Origin of the sequence: Luteimonas changyuni (assembly GCF_039548395.1) — a bacterium.
Taxonomy (GTDB): Bacteria; Pseudomonadota; Gammaproteobacteria; order Xanthomonadales; family Xanthomonadaceae; genus Luteimonas.
Window position 1 is genome coordinate 96,346 of the sequence record NZ_JBCLUZ010000005.1, and the last position, 21,870, is coordinate 118,215.

The following is a 21,870-nucleotide window of genomic DNA, read 5'->3' on the forward strand; positions in this document are numbered from 1 at the left end:
GGCCGTCAGGTTCCCATTCGCACCTGGCGGCCGCATTGACCTGGGTCAGGCCCGCGCGCCCGTGCCGCGCGACCCCTATCATGGCGCGCTGCCGTCTCCGGAGTTTTCGTCCATGTCCATCCTCCCGTCTTTCATCCGCCGTCCGGGCCTGGTCACCCAGATCGCGATCGGCCTCGTGGCCGGCGTCGTGCTCGCCCTGGTCTCACCGGGCGCGGCCGCGGCGGTGGGCCTTTTGGGAACGGTGTTCATTTCCGCGCTGAAGGCCGTGGCGCCGGTGCTGGTCCTGGTGCTGGTGGCCGCGTCGATCGCCAACCATCGCCAGGGGCAGGACACGCGCATGCGGCCCATTCTCGGGCTGTACCTGGTCGGGACGGCAATGGCGGCGCTGGTGGGCGTGGTGGCCAGCTTCCTGTTCCCGACCACGCTCAGGCTCGATGTGCCTGCCGACATCGCGCTCAGCGCGCCGGGCGGCATCGGCGAGGTGCTGCGGACGCTGGTGTTGCAGGTGTTCGACAACCCCTTCAATGCGCTGGTCAACGCCAACTACATCGGCCTGCTGGCCTGGGGCGTGGTCACCGGCATGGCGCTGCGGCACGCCGGCGACAACACCAGGCAGGTGCTGTCCGACTTCTCGGAGGCGATCGCGCAGGTGGTGCGCATGGTGATCCGCCTGGCACCGCTGGGCGTGTTCGGCATCGTCGCTTCGATCCTCGCCGAAAGCGGACTGGTGGCGCTGCTCGATTACGCGCACCTGCTTGCGGTGCTGCTGGGCGCGATGCTGTTCATGGCCCTGGTGGCCAATCCGCTGATCGTGTTCGCGGTGACGCGGCGCAATCCCTATCCCCTGGTGCTGCGCTGCCTGCGCGAGAGCGGCCTCACGGCGTTCTTCACCCGTTCGTCGGCGGCCAACATCCCGATCAACCTGGAGCTCTGCCGCAAGCTGGGCTTGCATCGTGAAACCTGTTCGGTGGCGGTGCCGCTTGGCGCGACGGTCAACATGGCCGGAGCGGCGATCACGATTTCGGTACTGTCGCTGGCCGCGGTGCACACGCTGGGCATCCCCGTGGATCTGCCAACCGCGCTGCTGCTGAGCATGGTCGCGGCGACCGGTGCCTGCGGCGCCTCGGGCGTGCCGGGTGGCTCACTGCTGCTGATTCCACTGGCCTGCGGGCTGTTCGGGATCAGCCCCGACATCGCGATGCAGGTGGTGGCGATCGGCTTCATCGTGGGGGTGGTGCAGGATTCGGCGGAGACGGCGCTGAATTCCTCCACCGACGTAGTGTTCATCGCCGCGGCCTGCGACGCGACTTCGGGCCGGGACGTTGTGGCCGGGGACGTGGTCGACCCGGCCGCGATCACCGCTGGCGGCGCGGTTCCGGGGAGCGGCCCGGGCGCGTGACATGAAAGCGGCGCGCCATTGTCGCGCGCCGCAGGGTCTGGCGGTCCGGGAGGCCGGAAGGGCCGGTCAGGCCTTCTTGGCCTTCGCCGCCGGTGCTGCCGGCTCGGCTGCCGTGGTCTTGCGGCTGGTCGTGCGCGAGGTGTAGGGGCGCAGTGGCGTGTTGCCCAGCACCTCGATGCGCCCGCCGGACTTCTTGAACGAGGCAAGGTCGGCAGCGATGCGCTGGCTGGTCAGGTGTGCGGTCGTGCTGTTGGCGCGGCCGCTGGAGGTCCGGCGGAGGGGCGCGGAGGTCCTGGCGCGCGCCGGAGTGGCGGCGGTGGAAGCGGTGGCGGTGGTCTTCTGGGTGCTGCTGCGAGACATCTCGACTCCTGTCGTTTGTGGCCCGGCCAGCGCCGACGGCGCTTGGCGGTGGACCGGCGGAGGGCGGTCGTGGGCAGTGGACGGCGACCTCCACGCGCCTGCTGGTGCACGCGCGACGGAGAAAGGACTGCCGGATCGGGACGCGACGTGCCATGGCTGGACGCGAGTCCTTGCATGCATTATACAAATCGCACATTAACAAAGTGTTTGCGGGTACTTGACGCGCCTGTAACGCCGTGCAATGCCTCAGCGCCGGAAGTGCAGGAGACGCCCGGTCTGAACGCCGGCCGCATCGCCTTCCAGCGCCCCGCGCGATCGCGAGAGTGTGAAGCCAAGGGCGTCCAACAGCCTGGCCAGCACTGCGCTGTTGCCGCGACCTGGATCGGCGACCACGACTTCGGCGCGTTCGCGTGCATGCCGCTGCACGACTCCGGCGAGGAGCGCCGCGTGGTCCCGCTCGTACAAGACGTCGCTGGCGACAATCATGTCGAAGCTGCCCAGGGTCGGCAGTTCATTCTCCCAGTCCAGCTGCCGGTAATGCACGGCGGGCAGCTCGTTGAGCGCCGAGTTGTAGGCCAGGAAGGCTTCGGCGAGCGGGTGGATGTCGGATGCCACCACGTCGGCACCGCGGCGCTGCAGCACGAGGCTCGCGAGGCCGATGCCACAGCCGGCCTCGAGGATGCGCCTGCCTTCGACAGGGAGCCTGTCCATGGCGGTGGCAAGGAGGCGCCCCGAGGGCCAGAGCTGGCCGAAATGGCTCCACTGGGCCGAGGAGATCCCCAGGCGCTCGCCGTGGCCGTCCGGGTCCGCGAATTGCTGGCGATCGCTGAGCACGCGCAGGCGATAGCGATGGGCGCCGATCGCCACCGTGAGGGTGCGGGTGGAATAGCCGGGCACGGAGGCCTCCCGGGAGGGGCGTCGCTCCTTGCGGAGTGCGCGTGGGAGGATGCGAACGGGCCAGGGCCGATGCGCGCAGGACACGCGTTCTGGCCGCGGGCCTTCCCCAGCCTAGCAGCAAGGAGGCCCTCCGGTGCTCAGTGCTGCGCGCGCAGCAGCGCCAGGAACTCGTCGGGCGGCATGGGGCGGGCGATGACGAAGCCCTGGCCGACGTCGCAGCCGGCTTCGAGCAGCCACCGCCGCGTGGCTTCGTCCTCGATGCCCTCGGCGGCCACGCTGGCGCCGAGTTCGTGGCCGAGGTCGATCGTGGCGCGGACGATCGCGCGGTCGGAATGCGACGCCAGCAGCGCGTGCACGAAGGAGCGATCGATCTTGAGCTCCTCAGGCGCCAGCCGGCGCAGGTTCACCAGCGAAGAATGGCCGGCGCCGAAGTCGTCGACGGAGATCCCGATCCCGTGCCTGCGGAGGCGCGGAAGGGCTTCGGCGACGCGTTCGGGTTCGCGCATCACTTCGGTTTCGGTGATTTCCAGCATGAGGCAGTGGCCGTGTTCGCCACTGGCCTCGATGATCGCATCGACGAGGCGCGGGTCGGCCAGGTCGTTGGCCGAGACGTTGATCGCGATGTGCAGGGGGCCGGCGCTGTCGGGCCAGCTGCGACACTTCGCGACGCCGTGGCGCACCAGGTAGAGGGTCATTTCGCCGATGGCCTGCGCCCGTTCCAGGATCGGCACGAAGTCATCGGGCTCCAGCGCTCCCAGGCGCGGGTGCCGCCAGCGCACCAGGAGTTCGGCGCCAAGCAGCCGGCTGCTGCGAAGGTCGATCTTTGGCTGCAGGGCGAAATCGAGCTCCTGCCTGGCGATCGCCTCGCGCAGCTCGGCAAGGATCAGGGCGTCGTCGGCGCCCGGCGCGTCGGCGGCCCTGGGCGTGGTCGCGCGCCCTGCGGCCGGGCGCAGCCTGCGGCGCCGGGCGAAGAGCGCGATGCCGGCGACCAGCAGCGCGGCAAGCACGGCCACTGCAGCCAGCGCGGGCGGCGTCGCGGGGGCCACGGCAGGGACGGGCACCGCACGTCGACGCGGTTCCACGCCGGTGGCGGCGGGATTGCCGAGCCATTCGATGTACAGGCGGTTCTGCTCCCCGTTCCTGCGCAGGCGTTCAAGCGATGCGTTGATCCCGGCCACCAGCTCCGGCTGCCCGGGCCTGACCGCGAACACGTACTTGCGCTCCAGGAGTGGGGGGCTCAGCGCGACGATGTCCTGCAGGGCGGACTGCTGGATCGCGTAATACCCGATGCCGGTGGGCGCCAGGGCGTAGTCGGCCTCACCACGCGCGACCATTTCAAGGGTTTCGGATTCGTTGTCGATTTCCACCAGCGTGACGCCGGGGCGGGCCAGTTCCTGCATCGTCTCCCACGCCAGGCCGGCGTGCTGCACTGCCACCCGGACGTTGGCAAGTCCTTCCAGCGCGGCGACGGTCGGGGTTTCGTAGTGCCCGAACAGGGCATGGTGGCGAAGCAGGATCGGCTCACTGAGTCCATATCGCCGCTCGCGCTCGGCCGACCAGAACATCGGCACGACGTCGAGCTCGCCGCGCGCCAGCCGTTCCAGCGCAGCTTCCCACTCGCCGAGTTCGAACACCGGATCAAGGCCAAGGTCGGCGGCGATCCCGCGGGCGAGTTCGACGTCAAAGCCGTCGGCGCGGCCGTTGGCGTCGATGAAATGATAGGGCGGGTAGTTGGCGTCGCCGCCAAAGCGCAGGCTGTCGCGAGAGGCTTCGGCGGAACTTGTGGCGGTATCGGCGGCAGCGGGGACAGCGATGGCCAGCGCGAGCATCAGCGCCACTGCCGCTACCGCCTGCCGTAACGCGCAACCCCGTCTTCCGCGCTGGCCGTACGTTTCCATCCTTCCCCATCCGATGGGCCGTGGCTGACTATTAGCACGTTGCCGCGCGGTTTGGGGAAGCCGGGCGCGCATATAAGATCCCCGCATGCGAACAACGATGACTCCTGCCACCCGCATCGGCCTGTCTGTCGCCGTTGCGACGGGCCTCTACGGCGTGTCCTTTGGTGCCTTGGGAGTGGCGGCGGGGCTTGACGTGCTGCAGGTGGTGGCGCTCAGCGCGCTGATGTTCACCGGTGGCTCCCAGTTCGCCTATATCGGCGTGCTTGCGGGCGGCGGCGGCGGTGCGGCCGCCTTTGGCGCGGCCACGCTGCTGGGCGTGCGCAACGCGGTCTACGGCATGCAGATCAACCGGATGCTGCGGCCGCGCGGGTGGCGCCGGGTGCTTGCCGCCCAGGTGTGCATCGACGAGTCCACCGCGACGGCAGTGGGCCAGGACGATCCGGACGAACAGCGGCGCGGCTTCTGGACCGCCGGGCTCGGCATCTATCTGCTCTGGAATCTCTGCACCCTGGCAGGCGCCTTGCTGGGCGATGCGCTCGGAGATCCGCGACGCTGGGGTCTCGATGGCGCGGCGGTGGCCGCGTTCCTTGGCCTGCTGTGGCCGCGATTGTCGGCCCGGGAGCCGGTCGCGATCGCCGTGATGTGTGCACTGGCCACGGTGGTGGCGGTGCCCTTCGTGCCGCCCGGCGTGCCGATCCTGGTCGCGGCGGTGGTGGCTGCGGCGTGGGGCTGGCATGGCAAGGCGGGGACGGCCTGATGTCGCAGTGGAGCTGGATCCTGCTGGCCTGCGCGGCCGCGTTCGCGACCAAGTTCGCCGGCTTCCTGGTGCCGCCGCACTGGCTTGATGCGCCGCGTGCGCGGGCCGCGGCCATGGCATTGACCGTCGGCCTGCTGGCCTCGCTGACGGCGGTCAACACCTTTGCAAACGGTCAGGCCCTGGCCTTTGATGCCCGCGTGGCGGCGCTGCTTGCGGCGGCCGCTGCGCTGGCGCTTCGGGCCCCGTTCCTGCTGGTGGTGGTGATTGGCGCCGCCGCCGCCGCGGTGGTGCGGCTGCTGTGAACGCGCTGCGTGCTCAGCCGCCGGCGTCGCCGGGAATGCTCTGGAGCATGTGCTTGACGTGCTGCGCGGGATTCATGTCCGAATGCACCGCAAGCACGCGCCCGTCGCTGCCGATCAGGTAGGAGGTGCGGCTGGACATCTCCGGCTTGCGCTCGAGCGCCGCGGCGTAGCTGGTGGCGATCTTCGCGCCTTCGTCGGCGGCCACCGGGAATTTCCCGGCGCAGGTCGCCTTGTCGGCCGAGAACTCGCGCAGCTGTTCGGTATTGCCCGCAGTCACCCCGATCACCGACACGCCGCGCGCCTTGAAGTCATCGATGGCCTGCGAGAACAGCGCGGCCTCGATGTTGCAGCCGGGCGTGTTCGCGGCGGGAAAGAAGTAGAGCACCACCGGGCCGTCGCGCAGGGCATCGGCGAGCGAATACTCGAAGGCTTCGCCGGCAAGCCAGGCCGGTGCGGTGAAGTCGGGCGCGGCGTCGCCGGGCTGAAGGGTGGCCTGCGCCTGGAACGAACAGGCCGAGGCCAGGGCGAGGGCGGCGAGGACGATGCTGCGCTTGATGGGGTTCATGGCGGGCTCCTGGGATGCGGCGATTCGGGCGCTGGACAGGTCTCAGCGCGACACCAGCCGACCAACCAGGTCGGCGAAGCCATCAACATACGCCTGCAGGAAGGCACGGGTGTCGGCGCTGGTGAAATCACCGTCGGCGCCGATGAGGTCGGGCTTGAACTGGATATAGGCCTCGCCGCCCTGGACCACCGCGCCGAGGATGCCGAGGATCTGGCGCAGGTGCTGCTGGCCGACCGCGGTACCGATCGCGCCCGGCGTTGTGCCGGTGATCGACGTCGGCTTGCCGCGCCAGACGTTCTTGTCCATGGGCTTGGAGCCCCAGTCGATCGCGTTTTTCAGCACCGCCGGCAGCGAGCGGTTGTGTTCGGGCATGACCACGGCGATGGCATCGGCCGCGGCGACCTCATCGGTGAAGCGGACCACTTCCGCCGGACGCCCGCCCTCAAGGTCCATGTTGTACATCGGCAGGTCATCGATGCGCGGGTAGCTGACCTCGAAGGAATCGGGCAGCAGGCGCGCCATCGCCTCGGCGAGTTTGCGGTTGATGGAGTCGCGGCGGTTGCTGCCGACGATGATGGCGAGGCGGTACCTGGTCATGGGGGCGTTCCTTGTGGAAATCGAGTGCGGTGACCCGCAGGATATGGGCTCGAGCGCCCTGTGAAACCCGTGCCGGGACGCAACGATGCGTTGCGCCGCACCGCGACGCGAGCAGCTGCGGCTGCCCGGTCGCGCCTGAGTGCTTCAGATGTCGAGGCCGGATCCGCCCCGCTTGCCGGCTTTCAGCGCGCGATGGCGATCCTCGACGCTGCGCCAGCGGCGCACGCTGCGCTGGAAGAACAGGCTGTTGGGCACGCGCAGCACGCTGCCGCGGGGTTCGCCGGCGTCGTCGATTTCCTGCAGCGTGGTGTAGACGAGGTTGATGTCGGTGACCCGTCCGCCGAGCCCGGGTTTGTCGCCGCCCTCGAGGAGTTCGACGTGGTCGTACAGCCGGAACGGACGCGTGGCCAGGATCAGCATGGTGCAGAAGATGTTCGACAGCACGCTCCATGCGGCGAAGAAGGCCACCGCAGCCACCGCGGCGAAACCGGTGAACGCGGTCCACAGCACCGTCCCGGACACGCCCAGCCGCTGCAGCACAAGCAGCAGGGCGGCGGCCCAGATCAGGAAGGTGATCACGCGCCGGGAGCCGATCACCAGTTCCTGCGGCGCGTCGTAGCGCTGCCAGACCCGGTCGCCAACGCGGCGTGCGAGCAGGCGCAGCAGCCAGGCCCCGAGGATGATCAGCGCCACCTGGCCAAGCGGCACGATCACGCCCAGCCATTCCTGCACCCACTCGGGCAAATGCTCCCTCATCACGGCTCCATGCCGGCACCACGCCGGCGTGGCCGCGATTGTCCCAGATCGCGCGGCCGGGGCGGGCAGGGCGATGGCTGCCGTGACCGGGCACGGCAGCGTGATCGGAGGCGCCCAGGCGCCTGTTGGGTATGCTTGCAGGGTTGGCGTCCCGCGCGGCGCCCGTCCACTGCACCCAGTCCGGAGACTCCATTTGAAGATCAGCCTTCTCACCGCGGCAACCGCGCTTGCCCTGTCGCTTGCCGCCCCCGTAGCCGCCCATGACGTCCGCGCCGCGGGCGACTGCATCGACATCGCCTGCGACGCCAGCCTGCTCTTCGCAGCGGACGACGCTACCGCCGACGCCGGCGGCACCGTGGCCGCCACCCGCTACGGCAGCTGGGGCATCGACACCGCGGGCATGGACCGGCACGTGCAGCCGGGTGCGGACTTCTTCCGCTACGTCAGCGGGACCTGGGCGGACAACACCGAAATCCCGTCGGACAAGTCGATGTACGGCTCGTTCCTGGTCCTGCGCGACCTGTCCGAGGCGCGCGTGCGCGGCCTGGTCGACGGCTATGCCGCGCTTGGCGACGCCGCTACCGGCGACGCGGCCAAGGTCGCGACCCTCTACCGCAGCTTCATGGACGAGTCCGCGATCGACGCCCTGGGCGCCGCCCCGCTGGCACCGCACCTGGACATCATCCGCGCCGCGGCCGACAAGGACGCGCTGGCCGACCTGATGGGCCGCGCCGCCGGCGGTCCGGGCGCGACCCTGTTCCGCGTGGGCGTCTCCGACGACCAGCGCGATCCCGATCGCTACACCCTGTACATGAGCCAGTCCGGACTCGGCCTCGGCGATCGCCAGATGTACCTGGACGAGAAGTTCGAGCCGCAGCGCGAGCGCTACGTCGCCTACATCGCACAGCTGCTTGAGCTTGCCGGCTGGGACGAAGCGCAGGCCAATGCGCAGCGCGTGTTCCACTTCGAGAAGTCGGTGGCCGAAGCGCATTGGACCCGCGCCGAAAGCCGCGACCGCAGCCGCACCTACAATCCGGTCGAGCGCGCCGCGTTCGCGACCACCGCGCCGGGCTTCCCCTGGGAGCGCTATTTCGCCGCGTCCGGCGTCGGCGAAGCGCCGCGCGCCGTGGTCCGCCAGGACACGGCGATCCCGAAGCTGGCAGCCATCTTCGCCGGTACCGATCTCGATACGCTCAAGGCCTGGCAGGCCTTCCACGTCACCGACCAGGCCGCGCCGCTGCTGTCGAAGGACTTCGTCGACGCGCACTTCGACTTCCGCTCGAAGTTCCTCTCCGGCCAGCCCGAGCAGCGCGAGCGCTGGAAGCGCGGCGTGGCCCACGCCGAGGGCGCGATGGGCGAGGCGATCGGCCGCGACTACGTGGCGCAGTACTTCCCGCCGGACGCCAAGGCCAAGATGGACGACCTGGTGGCCAACGTGAAGGCGGCCATGGGCGCGCGCCTGGACCAGCTGGAATGGATGGGCGAGGACACCAAGAAGGAAGCCCGCGCCAAGCTGGCCGGCTTCGGCCTGAAGATCGGCCACCCGGACGAGTGGCGCGACTACGCCGCGCTCGAGGTCAAGGACGGCGACGTGCTCGGCAACGCCCTGCGTTCGGCGGCGTTCGAATGGGATTACGACCGCGCGCGCATCGGCAAGCCGGTGGACAAGGCCGAGTGGGGCATGACCCCGCAGACGGTCAACGCCTACTACTCCTCGGTGAAGAACGAGATCGTGTTCCCGGCCGCGATCCTGCAGCCGCCGTTCTTCGATCCCGACGCGGATCCGGCGGTGAACTACGGCGGCATCGGCGGCGTGATCGGCCACGAGATCATCCACGGCTTCGACGACCAGGGCCGCAAGTCCGACGGCGCCGGCCTGCTGCGCGACTGGTGGACCGCCGACGACGCCGCCCAGTTCGAGGTCCAGGCTGCGAAGCTCGGTGCCCAGTACGAGGCCTACGAGTTCCCGCAGCTGCCGGGCATGCACATCAACGGCAAGGTGGCGATGGGCGAGAACATCGGCGACCTTGGCGGCCTGACCATCGCGCTTGAGGCCTATCGCCGCTCGCTCGACGGCAAGGAGGCGCCGGTGATCGACGGCTTCAGCGGCGAGCAGCGCTTCTTCATGGGCTGGTCGCAGGTCTGGCGCACGCTGTGGCGCGACGATGCGCTGCGTCAGCAGCTGGTCAATGGCACGCACTCGCCGGGCCACATCCGGGCGTTTGCCCCGCTGCGCAACATCGATGCCTGGTACGAGGCCTTCGGCGTCACCGACGCCGATGCGCTCTGGATCGCGCCCGAAGACCGGGTTCGCATCTGGTAGGCAGAAAAGGAGGGGGCGGATTTCCGCCCCCTTTTCCTTTGGTTCTTGTCCTGATTGAGCAGGCTCCGGGAGGATGTGCGCTGCCCGCCGTGGAGGCAGGGGGGATGCCCAGCCCGAATATGCGCATCCTGCTCCCAGCTCCGGCCGCCGGCCATCCATGGCCGGCTCTGGGCTTCCCCCCTGCCTCCACGGCGGGCCCGGACCTTTTGCGCGGTGGTGGACGGAGGCGACGTCGACGCAGATGTCGCAACCGGGCGGATCGTCACCCGATCAAGCGGCACAGCCACGCCACGCCACGCCACACCACGGCCACGATCGAGCGCGCGCCCGCTCTTGATCTCCGTCCCGAAGCAGGAAAACTCCACGGCCCGTCCCGTGCACAGGGGGTGTGCGTACAGCCGGCCATGGATGGCCGGCGGCCGGCCTTGGGAGCAGGACGCGGACAGGCCGGGGGAGCACACCCCCTGTGTGCGGGACGGGCAGCGCGGACCACAACGGAGAAATGCACGGCACGGACAGCGCGGACCAGAACGGAGAAATGCGCGGCACGTGCAGCGCGGACCAGAACGGAGAAATGCGTGGGACGGGCAGCGCGGACCACAACGGAGAAATGCACGGGACGGACAGCGCGGACCAGAACGGAGAAATGCGCGGGACGGGCAGCGCGGACCCCAGTGGTGAAGCTCCCGGCCCAACAACGCCGCAACTGTCGCGTCAGCACCCCGAAGCCTCGAGAAAAGCCAGCCACAACGCCGGGCCGGCCGTGCGCCTCTCCCCCGGTCGGGAGAAGAACCTCTTTATTCGCGCGCCGATCCGTGGCGTAATCCACGCACCCCACGTCGTCCATGTATCCACGAGGTACGCGATTCCGCACGTCCACAGGAGCCAGGCACGCAATGCAGCCGCAAGTGATCAGCGAGGAGTATGGAATTCCCCCGGCGCAGGCACGGGAGATCATCGGGCGTGAGACACGGCGTGCGCTGGTCGGGCGCTGGCAGGCCTGGGCCTGGCTCGCGCTGACGATGGGAGTGGCGGTGGTATTGCACCTGGCACAGCCGGGCAACGGGCTGTGCGCGCTGCTGATCGCCGGCGGCGCGCTGCTGGTCTGGTTCCAGGTCGGGCGCTTCCTGGCGGAGCCGGCGGTCCACGCCGCGGCACGGAGCCGTTCCGGCGCTTGATCCCGGTCAGGGCGCCCGACGCCCGGACAGCCCAGGCTTGGCGTTCCAGTCGAGTTGGGAAATCCAATGTCAGAGCCGTCGGTCCTCGTCATCGGAGCCGGTCCAGCGGGCCTGTGCCTGGCGCGCGCGCTGTCGCAGCGTGGCCTGTGCGTCGACGTGTTCGAGCGCCAGTCGCGTGAATCCGTTGCCAGGCCCGCGTTCGACGGCCGCGAGATCGCGCTGACCCGGGCGTCGATGCGCATCCTGCGCGAACTTGGCGCATGGCAGCGGATCCCGGAAGACGCGGTGTCGCCGCTGGTCGGCGCGCGCGTGGCCGACGGCGATGCCGGGCACGGATTCGAAGTCGACGCCGTGCCCCTCGGGCATCCGGCCCTGGGCGCCCTGGTCGCGAACCGCGACATCCGCGCGGCCGCATGGGAGCTGGTCGAAAGCGATCCGCGCATCCGCGTCCACTTCGACGCCGTGGTCGCCTCGGTGGCGTCGGACCCGCGACAGGCCGAGGTGGTGCTGGAGGACGGCCGCCGTTTCCAGGCCCCGCTGCTGGTCGCGGCCGACAGCCGCTTCTCCTCGACCCGCCGTGCGATGGGGATCCCGGTGGCCATGCATGACTTCGGCAAGACCATGCTGGTGTGCCGGGTGCGGCTGGAGAAGCCGCACGGAGGCATCGCCCTGGAATGGTTCGGCGCCGGCCAGACGCGGGCCCTGCTGCCGCTGCGTGGGCAGCTGGCGTCGGCGGTGGTCACGGTCACCGGCGCGGAGGCGGAGCGGCTGAAGTCGCTGGACGCCGATGCGTTTTCGCGCCAGCTGCAGTCGCGCTACGGCAACCGCTTCGGCGCGATGGCGCTGGAAGGCGAGGTGCATGCGTACCCGCTGGTGGCGACCTGGGCGCGGCGGTTCGTCGGCCCGCGCTTCGCGCTGCTTGGTGACGCCGCGGTCGGCATGCACCCGGTCACGGCGCACGGCTTCAATCTCGGCCTGGCCAGCGTCGAGCGCCTGGCGTCGGCGGTGGCCGACGCGGTCGCGGCGCACCATGACCCGGGCCACCCCGCGCTGCTGGCGCGCTACCAGCGTCGCCATCGCGCTGGCTGCCTGCCGCTGTTCCTCGGCACCGCGCTGGTGGTCCGGATGTTCACCGATGACCGCCGGCCGATGCAGCCGCTGCGGCGCGCGATCATCCAGGCCGGCAGGATGCTGCCGCCGCTCAGGCACGCGCTGGCCGACACCCTGCTGGACGACGGCCCGGTCGATCCGTCCCCGTTGCAGCGGCTGCGCCGGAGCGTCGCGCTGCTGAAGCCGACGGCCCGCGGGCACGGCGCGGACGCCCGCTGACGCGATCGGCACCAGCGCGGCCGGGGTGGCGACACGGCCGCGCTGGCGCGGGTGCGGCGCTGTGGGGCGGTCCGCTCGATGGCCGCTGGCTACACTATGCAGCCCACGCCACACCGGAGTCGCCGATGTCCAGCATTCCCGCCTGCCCGCAATGCGGACTGGAAAACACCTATCCCGACGGCGCGCTGTACATATGCCCGGACTGCGGCCACGAATGGGCCGTGGGCGATGGCGAGGCTGCAGGCGATGCCATCGTGGTGCGCGACGTCAACGGCAATGAGCTGGCAGCGGGCGACACCGTGGTGGTGATCAAGGATCTCAAGGTCAAAGGTTCATCGATCCCGCTCAAGCAGGGCACGATGATCCGCAACATCCGCCTGGTCGACGACGACGCGGAGCACGTCGAGGGCCATTCGGACAGGATCCGCGACCTCGTGCTGAAGACCTGTTTCCTGCGCAAGGCCTGAGGGGCGATGACCGCGGCGTCCGCCGCTGGAACCCTGGCGACCGGCATCCGCCGCGTCGCCGTCGTCGGCGGCGGCCCGGCCGGCTTGTTCGCCGCCGAACTGCTGCGCGCGGCCGGCTGCGAAGTCCATGTCTTCGAGGCCAAGGGCTCGGTCGGGCGCAAGTTCCTGGTCGCGGGCAAGGGCGGCCTGAACCTTACCCACTCCGATCCGCCGGCGCTGTTTGCCGGCCGCTATCGCCAACGCAGCGCCGAGGTCGGTCGCTGGCTCTCCGCCTTCGATGCCGATGCGCTGCGGGAATGGGCGCGCGGGCTTGGCGTCGAGACCTTCGTCGGCAGCTCCGGTCGGGTGTTTCCCGTGGACCTCAAGGCTGCCCCGTTGCTGCGTGGCTGGGTCCGCAGGCTGCGTGCGCAGGGCGTGGAGATCCACGTCCACCATCGCTGGCTTGGATGGGACGACAGGGGCGCGTTGCGGTTTGCGACGCCGGATGGCGAAACCGGATTCGATGCCGACGCCACGGTGCTCGCGCTGGGCGGCGGCAGCTGGCCGCAGCTGGGCTCGGACGGCGCATGGCAGGACCTCCTGCGCGATGCCGGCATCGAGGTCGCGCCGCTGCAATCGTCCAACTGCGGCTTCGACATCGCCTGGTCCGCGCACTTCGCAGGGCGCCATGCGGGTGCCCCGCTGAAGCCGGTCGTTGCGCATTGGCGCGATCCCGGTGGGCGCGTGCATGCACTGCAGGGCGAGTGCGTGGTTTCGGAGCACGGGATCGAAGGCAGCCTGGTCTACGCGATCTCCGCCGACCTGCGCGAGCTCATCGCACGCGACGGGCATGCGGTGCTTGAGCTCGACCTCGCGCCCGGGCGCGAGCCCGCGCGGCTGCAGCGCGAGCTGTCGCGGCCGCGGGGCAAGCGCAGCCTGTCGGAGCACCTGCGGCGCGCAGCAGGGCTCGACGGCGCCAGGGCCGGCCTGCTGCGCGAGGTCCTCGGTGCCGACGCCATGCGTGACCCGGCCGCCGTGGCAGTCGCCAGCAAGCGCCTGCCTCTGCGGCTGGTCGCGACGCGACCCCTGGCGGAGGCGATCAGCAGCGCCGGTGGCGTCCGCCTTGAGGCCCTGGACGACGGCCTGATGCTGCGGGCGCGGCCGGGTGTCTTCGCTGCGGGGGAGATGCTCGACTGGGAAGCGCCGACGGGCGGATACCTCCTGACCGCCTGCTTCGCCAGTGGACGCGTGGCCGCCGAAGGCGCACTGCGCTGGCTGGATAACGTCGCTGCTGCCCGCATGCGGCATGCTGACGCCCTCACGCCCCCGGAGCATGGTTGACGATGGATGCCAGACTGATCTCGATGCTGCTCGTGCTGGCCCTGCCTTTGGCGGCCTGCGAGCACGCTGCGCCGCCACCCGAAGCAGTCGCTGCCGATGACCACACGAGCGCCGCGGCTTCAAACCGGACTCTGCCGGCCGGGTTCGTGGTCCTGACCAACGAGCCGTTCTGGCAGGCGAGGGTGGAAGCGGGCGCAGTGGTGCTCAGCGGGCCCGACCTTGAAGGCCGGCGGCTCGCCATCGCGACTGACAACGAGGTTGAAGGCGCCAGGCTGGTGCACGCCAGCGACGATGCCGGAACGATCGCGGTGACGCTGACGCCGGGACCGTGCGAGGACTCCATGTCGGGTGCCGTGTTTCCCCAGGTGGCCGAGCTGGTCATCGATGGAATCGGGCCGGTTTCCGGCTGCGCGCGTCCCGCTGGCACGCCGCCGCCCGCACCGTCGGGCCTTTGACCGGCCGCTGGGCCGCGTAGAGGCTCAGGCGTGCGTGGAGCGGAGCACCGGCCCCGGTTCCACGAATACCGTATCGCCCCAGCCGGTGGGCATGGTGATGGTGACGGCCCGGCCGGACAGGGTGGCATCACCGAGTGCGACGGCATGCGCCGCCATGGTGGCCTTGAAGCGGCTGTGGAAGACCTCGTCGAAGCTCGCCCCTGAAACCTGGAACCCCGCCGCGACCTCTTTGATCTCGACCATTGGCGCGTCCTGGTGGTGTAGGTGTGCCCCGGCCCAGCTTTACGACTTGCTCAAGGTCGCGGCCAGTTCCGTTGCTGAGCGGCATCCGTGACCGGTGCAGGGCCGTGCTGCCGGGGCCCCGCCATCATGCGCGGGGATGGCTTGGCTGCCTGTCAGTGACTTGGCGATTCCAGGGTAGGGGAAATCTGAAACCCCGGCTGGCCGGAGCCAAGCTGGACCGCAGCAACGCCTTCAGGGCGCCGCGTGCGGCGGGGACGCTTCGGACTCCACCGGAAGCAGATCTTCGTTGGCGTGCGCCTGCTGCTCGGCGGCAATGTGCTCGTCGAGGTCGCGGTTGACCGAGGTGTCGGCCGCTGCCTCCTCGGCGGCGGGCGCCTGCACGGCACGCGCGGCCGCTCCGGCCGCGGAGCTTTCCTCCGGAAGCGTGGCGGCATACTGGATCACGCGCGGCGTGCTCACCCCGGCCTCGGCCAGCCGCGTACGCACCGAATGGATGGCCTCGCTGCGCACCTTGCCAAGATCGCTGCTGCGCTGGTCGATCCAGGCGAAGAAGCGCAGCGTGATCGCCGACGCGTCATAGGCGTCCACCGTCCAGGAGGGCCCGGGGTCCGCAAGCACGCCATCGACCCCGCGAATCGCCGACAGGGCGAGGTCATGCACGCAACGGATGGATTCCGCAACGTCGACAGGAATCGTGAAATCCAGCCGCCGCCGCGCGTTGCTGGAAAAGTTCAGCACCACCGATTTGAATACCAGTGCGTTGGGCAGGGTGAGGCGGTTGCCATCGAAGGTCACGAGGACGGTGGCTCGCGGCGTCAGTGCCGCGACCTTGCCTTCATGGCTGCCGTCGATGCGCAGGGAGTCGCCGGGTGCGAACGGGCGGCGGATGCTCAGCAGCACGCCGGCCACGTAGTTTTCGGCGATGTCCTTGAACGCGAAGCCAAGTGCGAGCCCGATCACGCCTGCCGAACCCATGACCGCGCCTACCAAGGCGGTCGCACCCAGCAGGTCGAGTGCCACCAGGATCCCGCCCAGAAGCACCAGCCACTGCACCAGCTGCTGCACCAGGCTTGCGAAATACGGGTTCTCGGACTGCCAGTTGCGCCGCTGGATGCGCTGCCCGAAGCGCCGTCCCAGCCATTTCCCCAGCGACCATGCCAGGGCGACCACGAGCATCGCCACGATGAGCAGCGGCAGGGCGGCCACCAGGCGCACGATCTTGTCCAGCGCGAGCGTGGACGCGGTGCCGATGCGGTCGGATATGCGGGTGCTCAGCATCACGCGGTTGTCGACCCGGCTGATCCCGGGCTGCTGTTCAACCACCTGTGCGGCGCGTTCGCGGTCCTCGGGTGCGAGGACCACGCCCTGCAGCTCGGCCACGCCGTCGCGCACGGTCACGGTGACGTCGGCCAGCCCATCGGTCTCCTGCAGGCGCTCGGCGACGCGGCGGCTGTCGGCCAGGTCGCGTCCGGTATCCGCGGTATCCGCGGTGTCCGCGGAGTCGGCGCTTTCGGCGGTATCGGGCGTCGTGCCGGTCCCCGCCGCCGTGGGTGTCGGGGCCGGCGCGCTTGCCTGGGCGTAGGCCGGAGCGCCCGCGACGGCTGCCAGCGACAGCAAAAGCGACAGCAGGGCGGCGAGTGGGGCAGTCGTGTTCACGCGCATGCCGCAATGGTCGCACGGCGCGGTGAAGCCGGCGCAAGGCCGCGAATCGGCGCGAACGATCGATGGTGTGGGAGCGTGGACCCGCGGCAGGGCTTGCAAGGCCTGCGGTGGACCCCGATAACAGGCTGTATCCAGCATCCGCGGAGAAGCAGCATGGCCACCGGCTGGGCCGGCGACGGCGCCGTACAGGACCAGATCGACGCAACCGTGAAGGACGCGATCGAGCGCGCACGCAGCCGGCTGGGCACGGGGCCCGGGCGCGAGGACTGCGAAGAATGTGGTGAGCCGATTCCGGAAGCGCGACGCCAGGCGGTGCCCGGCGTACGCCTGTGCATGCCCTGCCAGGCCGCGCACGACGGCGAAGCTGGCCTCGCCGGCTACAACCGGCGAGGCAGCAAGGACAGCCAGCTGCGCTGAAGCAGCCGGATCAGAGGTGCTGGAAGGCGAGGATTGCCGACAGCACGGCAGCCAGGATCAGATACTCGCCCTGGTCGTTCCGCTGCCCGTACTGGCTGCGTCCGTGGTAGCCGTCTTCATACCCGCGCTGGAAGCCCTCGCGGAAATAGTGCATGTACTCCGAACGGTCGACGTACCAGCCGTTGTAGCCGTAGCTGGCGTCCTCCCAGGCGTGGCTGTTGCGGTAATCGGGCCGCCAGCCGTCGTCGTAGTCGGCGCGACCGGCCTCGCGGCCTTCCCTGTAGCCAAGGTCGACGGCCTGCTGCAGCAGGTCGGCGGCGTAGTGGTTCACGCTGTAGTAGCGGCCTCCGCGCTGGTAGCGATAGCTTGCGGGCGCGCTGTACCAGGCGGCGTTGTAGCTGCTCCAGCGCGGGTCGCGGGCGTGGACGCGGGAGTAGTAACTGCGCAGGTAGCGCTGCTGGTGGACGCGGCGTTGCTGGGCAAGGCGCTGTTCGTGGCGACGCTGGGCATCACGCAGTTCGCGGCGATGACGCTGGTGCTGGGCTTCACGCTGGCGCTGCTGGGCGACGCGTCGTTCGCGTTCGCGCTGGTCAACGCCTTGGCCCTGGCGCCGCTCGGCCTGGCGTCGCTGGTCGGCGTTCCGGCGCTGGTCCGGGGTGCGACGCTGGTCCGGCGTGCGGCGCTGGTCCGTCGTGCGACGCTGCTCCGCCGTGCGACGCTGGTCCGCCGTGCGACGCGATCCGGCATCCGGACGCTGTTCGGCGATGCGTCGACGCTGCTCCACAATGCGGCTTCGCGTGGCATCGTCGCGCCGGTCGGTGGCCCTGTCTTGCGCTGCTTCGCGGCGGCCCGCGGCGTCCCGCTGCTGCGCCTGGCGCTGCTGTGCCTGGCGCTGCTGCTGGTGTTGCTGTGCCCGGCGTTGCTGCGCCTGGCGTTGCTGCGCCTGGCGCTGCTCGGCCTGGCGTTGCTCGGCCTGGCGTTGCCCGGCCTGCCGCTGCTGCAGCTGTCCGCGCGCAGGCGACCCATTCCGCTGCCCGGCATCGCGCTGTCGTGCCTGGGTGTCACGGCGCTGCCGGGGCGCCTGTTCCGGACCGCGCTGGCCCCTGCCAGCGCGATCGCTTCCGCGCGCGGCCTGGTTGCGCTGGCGCTGCTGGTCGGGGCGCTTGCGCGCCTCGCGAGCCGCCTCCTGCCTCCGCGGGCGGTCGTCATCGCTTTGATGGGTGGGCGCGTCGCGTCGCGGACGCTCCTGTGCCTCGGCCGTTGCCGGAAGCGCGATCCCGATCGACAGCATGATCGCGAGGAACATGGGGACTGGATGCAAGCTCATTGTGGTGCTCCCTGGAGTCGTTCGCCTCCACTTCACGGTGGACATGCTTAACGCGCTCTGAGAATGATGTCCGCGGGCGATCGCTGTTCAGGCGGCGTACGCTGTAAACGGTTCCAACGATCAATGCACGGGTGGAGGTGTGGGTGGCAGGCGACAGTGGCTGGTTCGGAAGGCTGGCGGAGGCGTTTGCACGGCTGCGCGGGACAGGTCCGCTCGACCCCCACGGCGCGCGGCTTCCGCCGGCGCGGCTGCACCGGTACAAGGGCTATGTTTCGCTGCACTTCCGACGCGGCCAGACGCAGAGCCGGATGCTAGGCGACTCGCCCGACCGGCTGCTGATCGACTACACCAGGACCATGCTGGCAGCGTTGCTGTGGCAGCCGCGGCCGCGACGCATCGGCATCGTCGGCCTTGGCGGCGGCTCGCAGGTGAAGTTCCTCCACCGCCACTTGCAAGGAGCGCGGCTGGAAGTGGTGGAGAACCATCCGGGGGTGATCGCGCTGCGTCGCAGCTTCGGGATTCCCGATGACGATGCGCGCCTGGAGGTTGCGTTCGACGACGGCGCCCGCTTCATCGCTGCACGGCCCGCGCGCTACGACCTGCTCCTGGTCGATGGCTACGACGCCGCCGGCATTCCGGAGGCCCTGACGACGCCGGCGTTCCTCCGCGCCTGCCGCGATGCCCTGGCCGCGGGTGGCGTGATGGCCGCAAACTTGCACGGCGACGGCTGCGCGCCGTACATCATGCAGCTCCGGGAGGCCTTCGGTGTCGACCGCGTGCTGGTGGTGCAGGAAGCGGAGATGAGCAACCGCGTGGTGTTCGCGTGGGCGGGCGATCAACCGCGCGGCGACGCCGCCACCCTGGATGCCGCGCGCGCGGTGTTCGGCGAAGAGGCCTGGCGGGAACTTGCCCCGGCCTTCGAGCAGGTGGCACGGGAACTGCGGCTGGGTTCGGAGATGGCGTGCGCCAGTTGATCGCGCTGCCTCCGGGGATGCTCGAACGGCTGCGTGCCGCCTATGCGACTCCGCCGCGCGCCTACCACCACTTCGGCCACGTCGAGGCGCTGCTTGGCCATTTCGATGAGGTTGCCGCGGGACCGGGCTGGGCGCGCCCGCGCGAAGCCTGGCTTGCCATGCTCTACCACGACGCCATCCATGACGCCGGCCGCCGGGACAACGAGGCCCGTTCGGCACGCCTGGCCGCGCAGGAAATTGCACGCTGGCTGCCCGATGCCGCGATCGACGCGGGACGGGTCGTCGATCTGATCGAACTGACCGCCCGCCACGGCAGCCTGCGTCCGGACGCGCTTGGCGAAGGCCCGGATGGCGATGACCGCCGTCACTTCCTGGATTGCGACATGGCCATCCTCGGGGCCGATGCCGCTGCCTTTGACGCCTACGACCGTGCCATCGACGAGGAATACCGCGACGCCGTCCCGGGCGTGTTGTATCGCATCAATCGACGGCGCTTCCTGCGTGGCCTCCTGCGCCGCGATCGGATCTACCTCAGCGCGTACTTCCACCAGCGCCTTGATGCCGCGGCACGCGCCAACCTGCGCCGCCGCCTGGCCACGGGCGGCTGAGCCGCGGGCCGCCGGCGTGGCGGCCTGCCGGCAAATCGTTTTCGTACCACGGTCAAGGGCGGCGGGTATCCTTCGACACCATGGCCAAGCTGCTGCTCAACATGAGGATGGTCCCGGAGGACGAGGCGGACGAGGTCCGCGGGTTCCTGGACGCCAACGACATCGGGTTCCATGAGACCCGGCCCAGCCGCTGGGGCATTTCATACGGCGGCATCTGGGTCAGCGACGACGCGGACTATCCGCGCGCGCGCCGGCTGATGGACGAATACCAGGCCGCGCGCCAGGCCCGCGCCCGCGCCGAGCGCGCCGAGGCGTTGCGCACGGGCAGCGGCGAGACCTTTGCCGACGTGCTGCGCAACGAGCCGGGTCGGGTGGCGCGCGCGGCCGTGGGCATCGTGCTGCTGCTCGCACTGGCGGCGCTGCCGGTGGTGCTGCTGTGGCAAGCCTGGAAGTGAATCCGGAGCGCCGCGCGAAGGCGCGCTGGCCGGATCGTTCTGCACATCGCAGGACGCGCCAGGGCCGTGTCGCCTTCCGGATCGCGGTGGTGCTGGTGCTGGTGTTGCCCTGGTTCGGATACCGGCAGGTGCGCGACTGGCTGGGTCCGGACGCTGGGCCGTCCGCGGCGCGTTCGCAGGCGACCGGAGCACCGGCGGTGCCGGCAGCGGCAGCCGAGCCTGCCGTCGCCATGGTGCCGCAGCAGCCTCAGCGATCGCTGGTGGCGGCTCCGCCAGCGGCCGCGGACCGCCATGCAGAAGCGGCGGCGGCCGATGAGGTCGAAGCCATCGGCCGCGACGCACGCGCCGGCGACGGCGCGCGTGCGGCTGCGCGGCTGGCGGATCTCGGTGCCCAGGTGCATCGCGAAATCCTGCTGGCAGACCGCGGCAGCGCCGTGCGCCGCGAGGCGGCGCGCCGCGATGTGGCGGCGATGCCGGGCGTGAATGCTGCGGGCTGGATCGATCGCATGACCATGCTGCTGGTGGTGTCGGCGCGCGGCGCGGGGCAGTCCACGGTGTCCGCGGCCTGTCGTCGGCTGGCCACGCACGGCGATGTGTCCGGGCTTGCCGTGAGGGTGCAGGAGGTTGCCGGCGGCAGCGTTGGCGCCGATTCGATACAGCTTGAATGCAGGCGGGACATGGCCACGGGCGAAGCCGGGCAGCCGCGCTGGTTTTCAGGCACGTCGATGCGGCCACTCGCCCCGGCTGACGCCTATGGCGCGCAGGAGGCGGAAGGTCCCGAGGCTGTCGCGGAGCGCCGTCGCCGCGAAGAGGAGAGCCTGCGGATCCTCAGCGAGACCACGCCCGAGCTCCCGTCTCCACCACCCGACCTCGGGTCAACCCCTGACGCGCACTGAACGCCGGACGATTATCATTGGCGCCTGTGCTTCTTGACGCCGGATTCCCGATTGAACCTTCGCAGCTGCCGCTCCGCCATCGCATGGATCCTGTTTGCCTGCGCCGTGGGCGTCGCGGCCGTCGGCTGCGCGCGGGATGACGGTGCTGCCGCGGCGCCCGGCGACGCCCAGCCACCGGTGACCAGCGCTCCGCCGCCGGCGCCCCGCGCATCGCTGGAACCCGATACCGCCAACGCACCCATCGAACGCGCCGCACCTCCCACGCTGCAGCCGGTGGCGCTCGGCCGCTTCGTCGCCGCCGACCGTGTCAGCGCTGCCATGACCGGTACGCTCGAGATCGGCGACGCCCGCATCAGTGGTGCCAGCGGCGCCGTCTTCGTGACCGAGCGCGTTGCCATCGTCCACGGCGGCGACGAGTTCAGCGCCGGGCAGCGCTACGCGGACGTGATGATGGTCGACGCCCGGCATCCGGTGGAGCTCCGCCGGGTGCTGGACGAAACCCGCGCCGATGATGGCCAGGCGTTCTGCGGCAGCATGAAGACCGGTTTCCTGGCGCTGGCGAGCTATGTCGAGCAGGGCATGCGCGTGGTCAAGCTGATCGCCCTGCAGGGGGACGGCATTCCGGCCGCCGCCGCCCAGGACACCCAGCTGTGCGCTGCGGCCAGCTACGAGGCCGAAGCCTGAT

General features: G+C 70.3%; 25 protein-coding genes. 16 read left to right on the forward strand and 9 right to left on the reverse strand.

From position 1 onward, the window contains the following. Positions 1-112: 112 nt before the first annotated feature. Entirely contained in the window at positions 113-1,399 is a 1,287-nt protein-coding gene (sstT, locus tag WCD84_RS03685; RefSeq protein WP_343280479.1) for a serine/threonine transporter SstT, read from the forward strand. A 66-nt stretch (positions 1,400-1,465) separates the two neighbouring features. On the opposite strand, the gene WCD84_RS03690 is transcribed toward sstT, so the two are convergent. From WCD84_RS03690 to WCD84_RS03700, 3 genes are all read right to left on the reverse strand, one after another. Further along, positions 1,466-1,759 (reverse strand): hypothetical protein, encoded by a 294-nt coding sequence (locus tag WCD84_RS03690; RefSeq protein WP_343280480.1) that lies wholly within the window; start codon positions 1,757-1,759, stop codon positions 1,466-1,468. A 246-nt stretch (positions 1,760-2,005) separates the two neighbouring features. After that, positions 2,006-2,656, reverse strand: a complete 651-nt coding sequence (locus tag WCD84_RS03695) for a class I SAM-dependent methyltransferase (protein WP_343278398.1) — start codon at positions 2,654-2,656, stop codon at positions 2,006-2,008. Between the two features lie 137 nt (positions 2,657-2,793). Next, on the reverse strand, positions 2,794-4,485 hold the full coding sequence (locus WCD84_RS03700; protein WP_343280513.1) for an EAL domain-containing protein: 1,692 nt from the start codon (positions 4,483-4,485) through the stop codon (positions 2,794-2,796). 166 nt (positions 4,486-4,651) lie between these two features. Between WCD84_RS03700 and WCD84_RS03705 the strand changes: the two genes are divergently transcribed. Beyond that, positions 4,652-5,311, forward strand: coding sequence for an AzlC family ABC transporter permease (locus WCD84_RS03705; RefSeq protein ID WP_343280481.1), 660 nt, complete (start codon positions 4,652-4,654; stop codon positions 5,309-5,311). Then, positions 5,311-5,613 carry an AzlD domain-containing protein gene (locus WCD84_RS03710; RefSeq protein ID WP_343280482.1) on the forward strand — a complete coding sequence of 101 codons (303 nt, stop codon included), beginning with the start codon at positions 5,311-5,313 and terminating at the stop codon, positions 5,611-5,613. Before WCD84_RS03705 ends, WCD84_RS03710 begins: the two co-directional genes overlap by 1 nt. A gap of 13 nt (positions 5,614-5,626) precedes the next feature. Here the strand turns inward: WCD84_RS03710 and WCD84_RS03715 are convergent, their stop codons facing one another. The 3 genes from WCD84_RS03715 to WCD84_RS03725 all read right to left on the reverse strand — a co-directional run bounded on the left by WCD84_RS03715 (position 5,627) and on the right by WCD84_RS03725 (position 7,531). Beyond that, positions 5,627-6,178: a peroxiredoxin gene (locus WCD84_RS03715; RefSeq protein WP_343254200.1), complete on the reverse strand. Its 552-nt coding sequence runs from the start codon at positions 6,176-6,178 to the stop codon at positions 5,627-5,629. A gap of 42 nt (positions 6,179-6,220) precedes the next feature. Next, the gene (locus tag WCD84_RS03720) at positions 6,221-6,775 is read right to left on the reverse strand and encodes an NADPH-dependent FMN reductase (RefSeq protein WP_343254201.1); all 555 of its coding nucleotides are present in this window, start codon (positions 6,773-6,775) and stop codon (positions 6,221-6,223) included. A gap of 144 nt (positions 6,776-6,919) precedes the next feature. Then, positions 6,920-7,531: a mechanosensitive ion channel family protein gene (locus WCD84_RS03725; protein WP_343254202.1), complete on the reverse strand. Its 612-nt coding sequence runs from the start codon at positions 7,529-7,531 to the stop codon at positions 6,920-6,922. 193 nt (positions 7,532-7,724) lie between these two features. Here WCD84_RS03725 and WCD84_RS03730 point away from each other — a divergent pair, with 193 nt between their 5' ends. The 6 genes from WCD84_RS03730 to WCD84_RS03755 all read left to right on the forward strand — a co-directional run bounded on the left by WCD84_RS03730 (position 7,725) and on the right by WCD84_RS03755 (position 14,603). Continuing rightward, on the forward strand, positions 7,725-9,854 hold the full coding sequence (locus WCD84_RS03730) for a M13 family metallopeptidase (RefSeq protein WP_343280483.1): 2,130 nt from the start codon (positions 7,725-7,727) through the stop codon (positions 9,852-9,854). A gap of 896 nt (positions 9,855-10,750) precedes the next feature. Then, the gene (locus WCD84_RS03735) at positions 10,751-11,032 is read left to right on the forward strand and encodes a hypothetical protein (RefSeq protein WP_343255714.1); all 282 of its coding nucleotides are present in this window, start codon (positions 10,751-10,753) and stop codon (positions 11,030-11,032) included. 66 nt (positions 11,033-11,098) lie between these two features. Next, positions 11,099-12,361 carry a 5-demethoxyubiquinol-8 5-hydroxylase UbiM gene (gene ubiM / locus WCD84_RS03740; RefSeq protein ID WP_343280484.1) on the forward strand — a complete coding sequence of 421 codons (1,263 nt, stop codon included), beginning with the start codon at positions 11,099-11,101 and terminating at the stop codon, positions 12,359-12,361. A gap of 125 nt (positions 12,362-12,486) precedes the next feature. Continuing rightward, the gene (locus tag WCD84_RS03745) at positions 12,487-12,828 is read left to right on the forward strand and encodes a zinc ribbon domain-containing protein YjdM (RefSeq protein WP_343255716.1); all 342 of its coding nucleotides are present in this window, start codon (positions 12,487-12,489) and stop codon (positions 12,826-12,828) included. 6 nt (positions 12,829-12,834) lie between these two features. Further along, positions 12,835-14,148, forward strand: coding sequence for a TIGR03862 family flavoprotein (locus WCD84_RS03750; RefSeq protein WP_343280485.1), 1,314 nt, complete (start codon positions 12,835-12,837; stop codon positions 14,146-14,148). Positions 14,149-14,150: 2 nt separating this feature from the next. Further along, the gene (locus tag WCD84_RS03755) at positions 14,151-14,603 is read left to right on the forward strand and encodes a hypothetical protein (protein WP_343280486.1); all 453 of its coding nucleotides are present in this window, start codon (positions 14,151-14,153) and stop codon (positions 14,601-14,603) included. 24 nt (positions 14,604-14,627) lie between these two features. On the opposite strand, the gene WCD84_RS03760 is transcribed toward WCD84_RS03755, so the two are convergent. Continuing rightward, on the reverse strand, positions 14,628-14,846 hold the full coding sequence (locus tag WCD84_RS03760; RefSeq protein ID WP_343255719.1) for a hypothetical protein: 219 nt from the start codon (positions 14,844-14,846) through the stop codon (positions 14,628-14,630). 231 nt (positions 14,847-15,077) lie between these two features. Then, on the reverse strand, positions 15,078-16,502 hold the full coding sequence (locus tag WCD84_RS03765) for a mechanosensitive ion channel domain-containing protein (protein WP_343280487.1): 1,425 nt from the start codon (positions 16,500-16,502) through the stop codon (positions 15,078-15,080). 159 nt (positions 16,503-16,661) lie between these two features. Here WCD84_RS03765 and WCD84_RS03770 point away from each other — a divergent pair, with 159 nt between their 5' ends. Further along, positions 16,662-16,925, forward strand: a complete 264-nt coding sequence (locus WCD84_RS03770) for a DksA/TraR family C4-type zinc finger protein (RefSeq protein WP_343255721.1) — start codon at positions 16,662-16,664, stop codon at positions 16,923-16,925. Positions 16,926-16,935: 10 nt separating this feature from the next. On the opposite strand, the gene WCD84_RS03775 is transcribed toward WCD84_RS03770, so the two are convergent. Beyond that, the gene (locus tag WCD84_RS03775) at positions 16,936-17,256 is read right to left on the reverse strand and encodes a hypothetical protein (RefSeq protein ID WP_343280488.1); all 321 of its coding nucleotides are present in this window, start codon (positions 17,254-17,256) and stop codon (positions 16,936-16,938) included. 90 nt (positions 17,257-17,346) lie between these two features. Between WCD84_RS03775 and WCD84_RS03780 the strand changes: the two genes are divergently transcribed. The 6 genes from WCD84_RS03780 (at position 17,347) to WCD84_RS03805 (ending at position 21,869) form a co-directional block, all read left to right on the forward strand. Further along, complete coding sequence (locus tag WCD84_RS03780; RefSeq protein ID WP_343280489.1) at positions 17,347-18,303, forward strand: hypothetical protein; 957 nt, start codon at positions 17,347-17,349, stop codon at positions 18,301-18,303. 92 nt (positions 18,304-18,395) lie between these two features. Continuing rightward, a complete protein-coding gene (locus WCD84_RS03785; RefSeq protein WP_343255724.1) occupies positions 18,396-19,226 on the forward strand; it encodes a spermine/spermidine synthase domain-containing protein in 831 nt (276 codons plus the stop codon). 17 nt (positions 19,227-19,243) lie between these two features. Next, positions 19,244-19,834 (forward strand): hypothetical protein, encoded by a 591-nt coding sequence (locus WCD84_RS03790; protein WP_343280514.1) that lies wholly within the window; start codon positions 19,244-19,246, stop codon positions 19,832-19,834. 80 nt (positions 19,835-19,914) lie between these two features. Then, the gene (locus tag WCD84_RS03795; protein ID WP_343280490.1) at positions 19,915-20,289 is read left to right on the forward strand and encodes a DUF6164 family protein; all 375 of its coding nucleotides are present in this window, start codon (positions 19,915-19,917) and stop codon (positions 20,287-20,289) included. Beyond that, entirely contained in the window at positions 20,271-21,185 is a 915-nt protein-coding gene (locus tag WCD84_RS03800; RefSeq protein WP_343255726.1) for a hypothetical protein, read from the forward strand. The genes WCD84_RS03795 and WCD84_RS03800 overlap by 19 nt, the downstream gene beginning before the upstream one ends. A 51-nt stretch (positions 21,186-21,236) precedes the next feature. Beyond that, positions 21,237-21,869, forward strand: coding sequence for a hypothetical protein (locus WCD84_RS03805; protein ID WP_343255727.1), 633 nt, complete (start codon positions 21,237-21,239; stop codon positions 21,867-21,869). The last annotated feature ends 1 nt before the right edge of the window (position 21,870 follow it).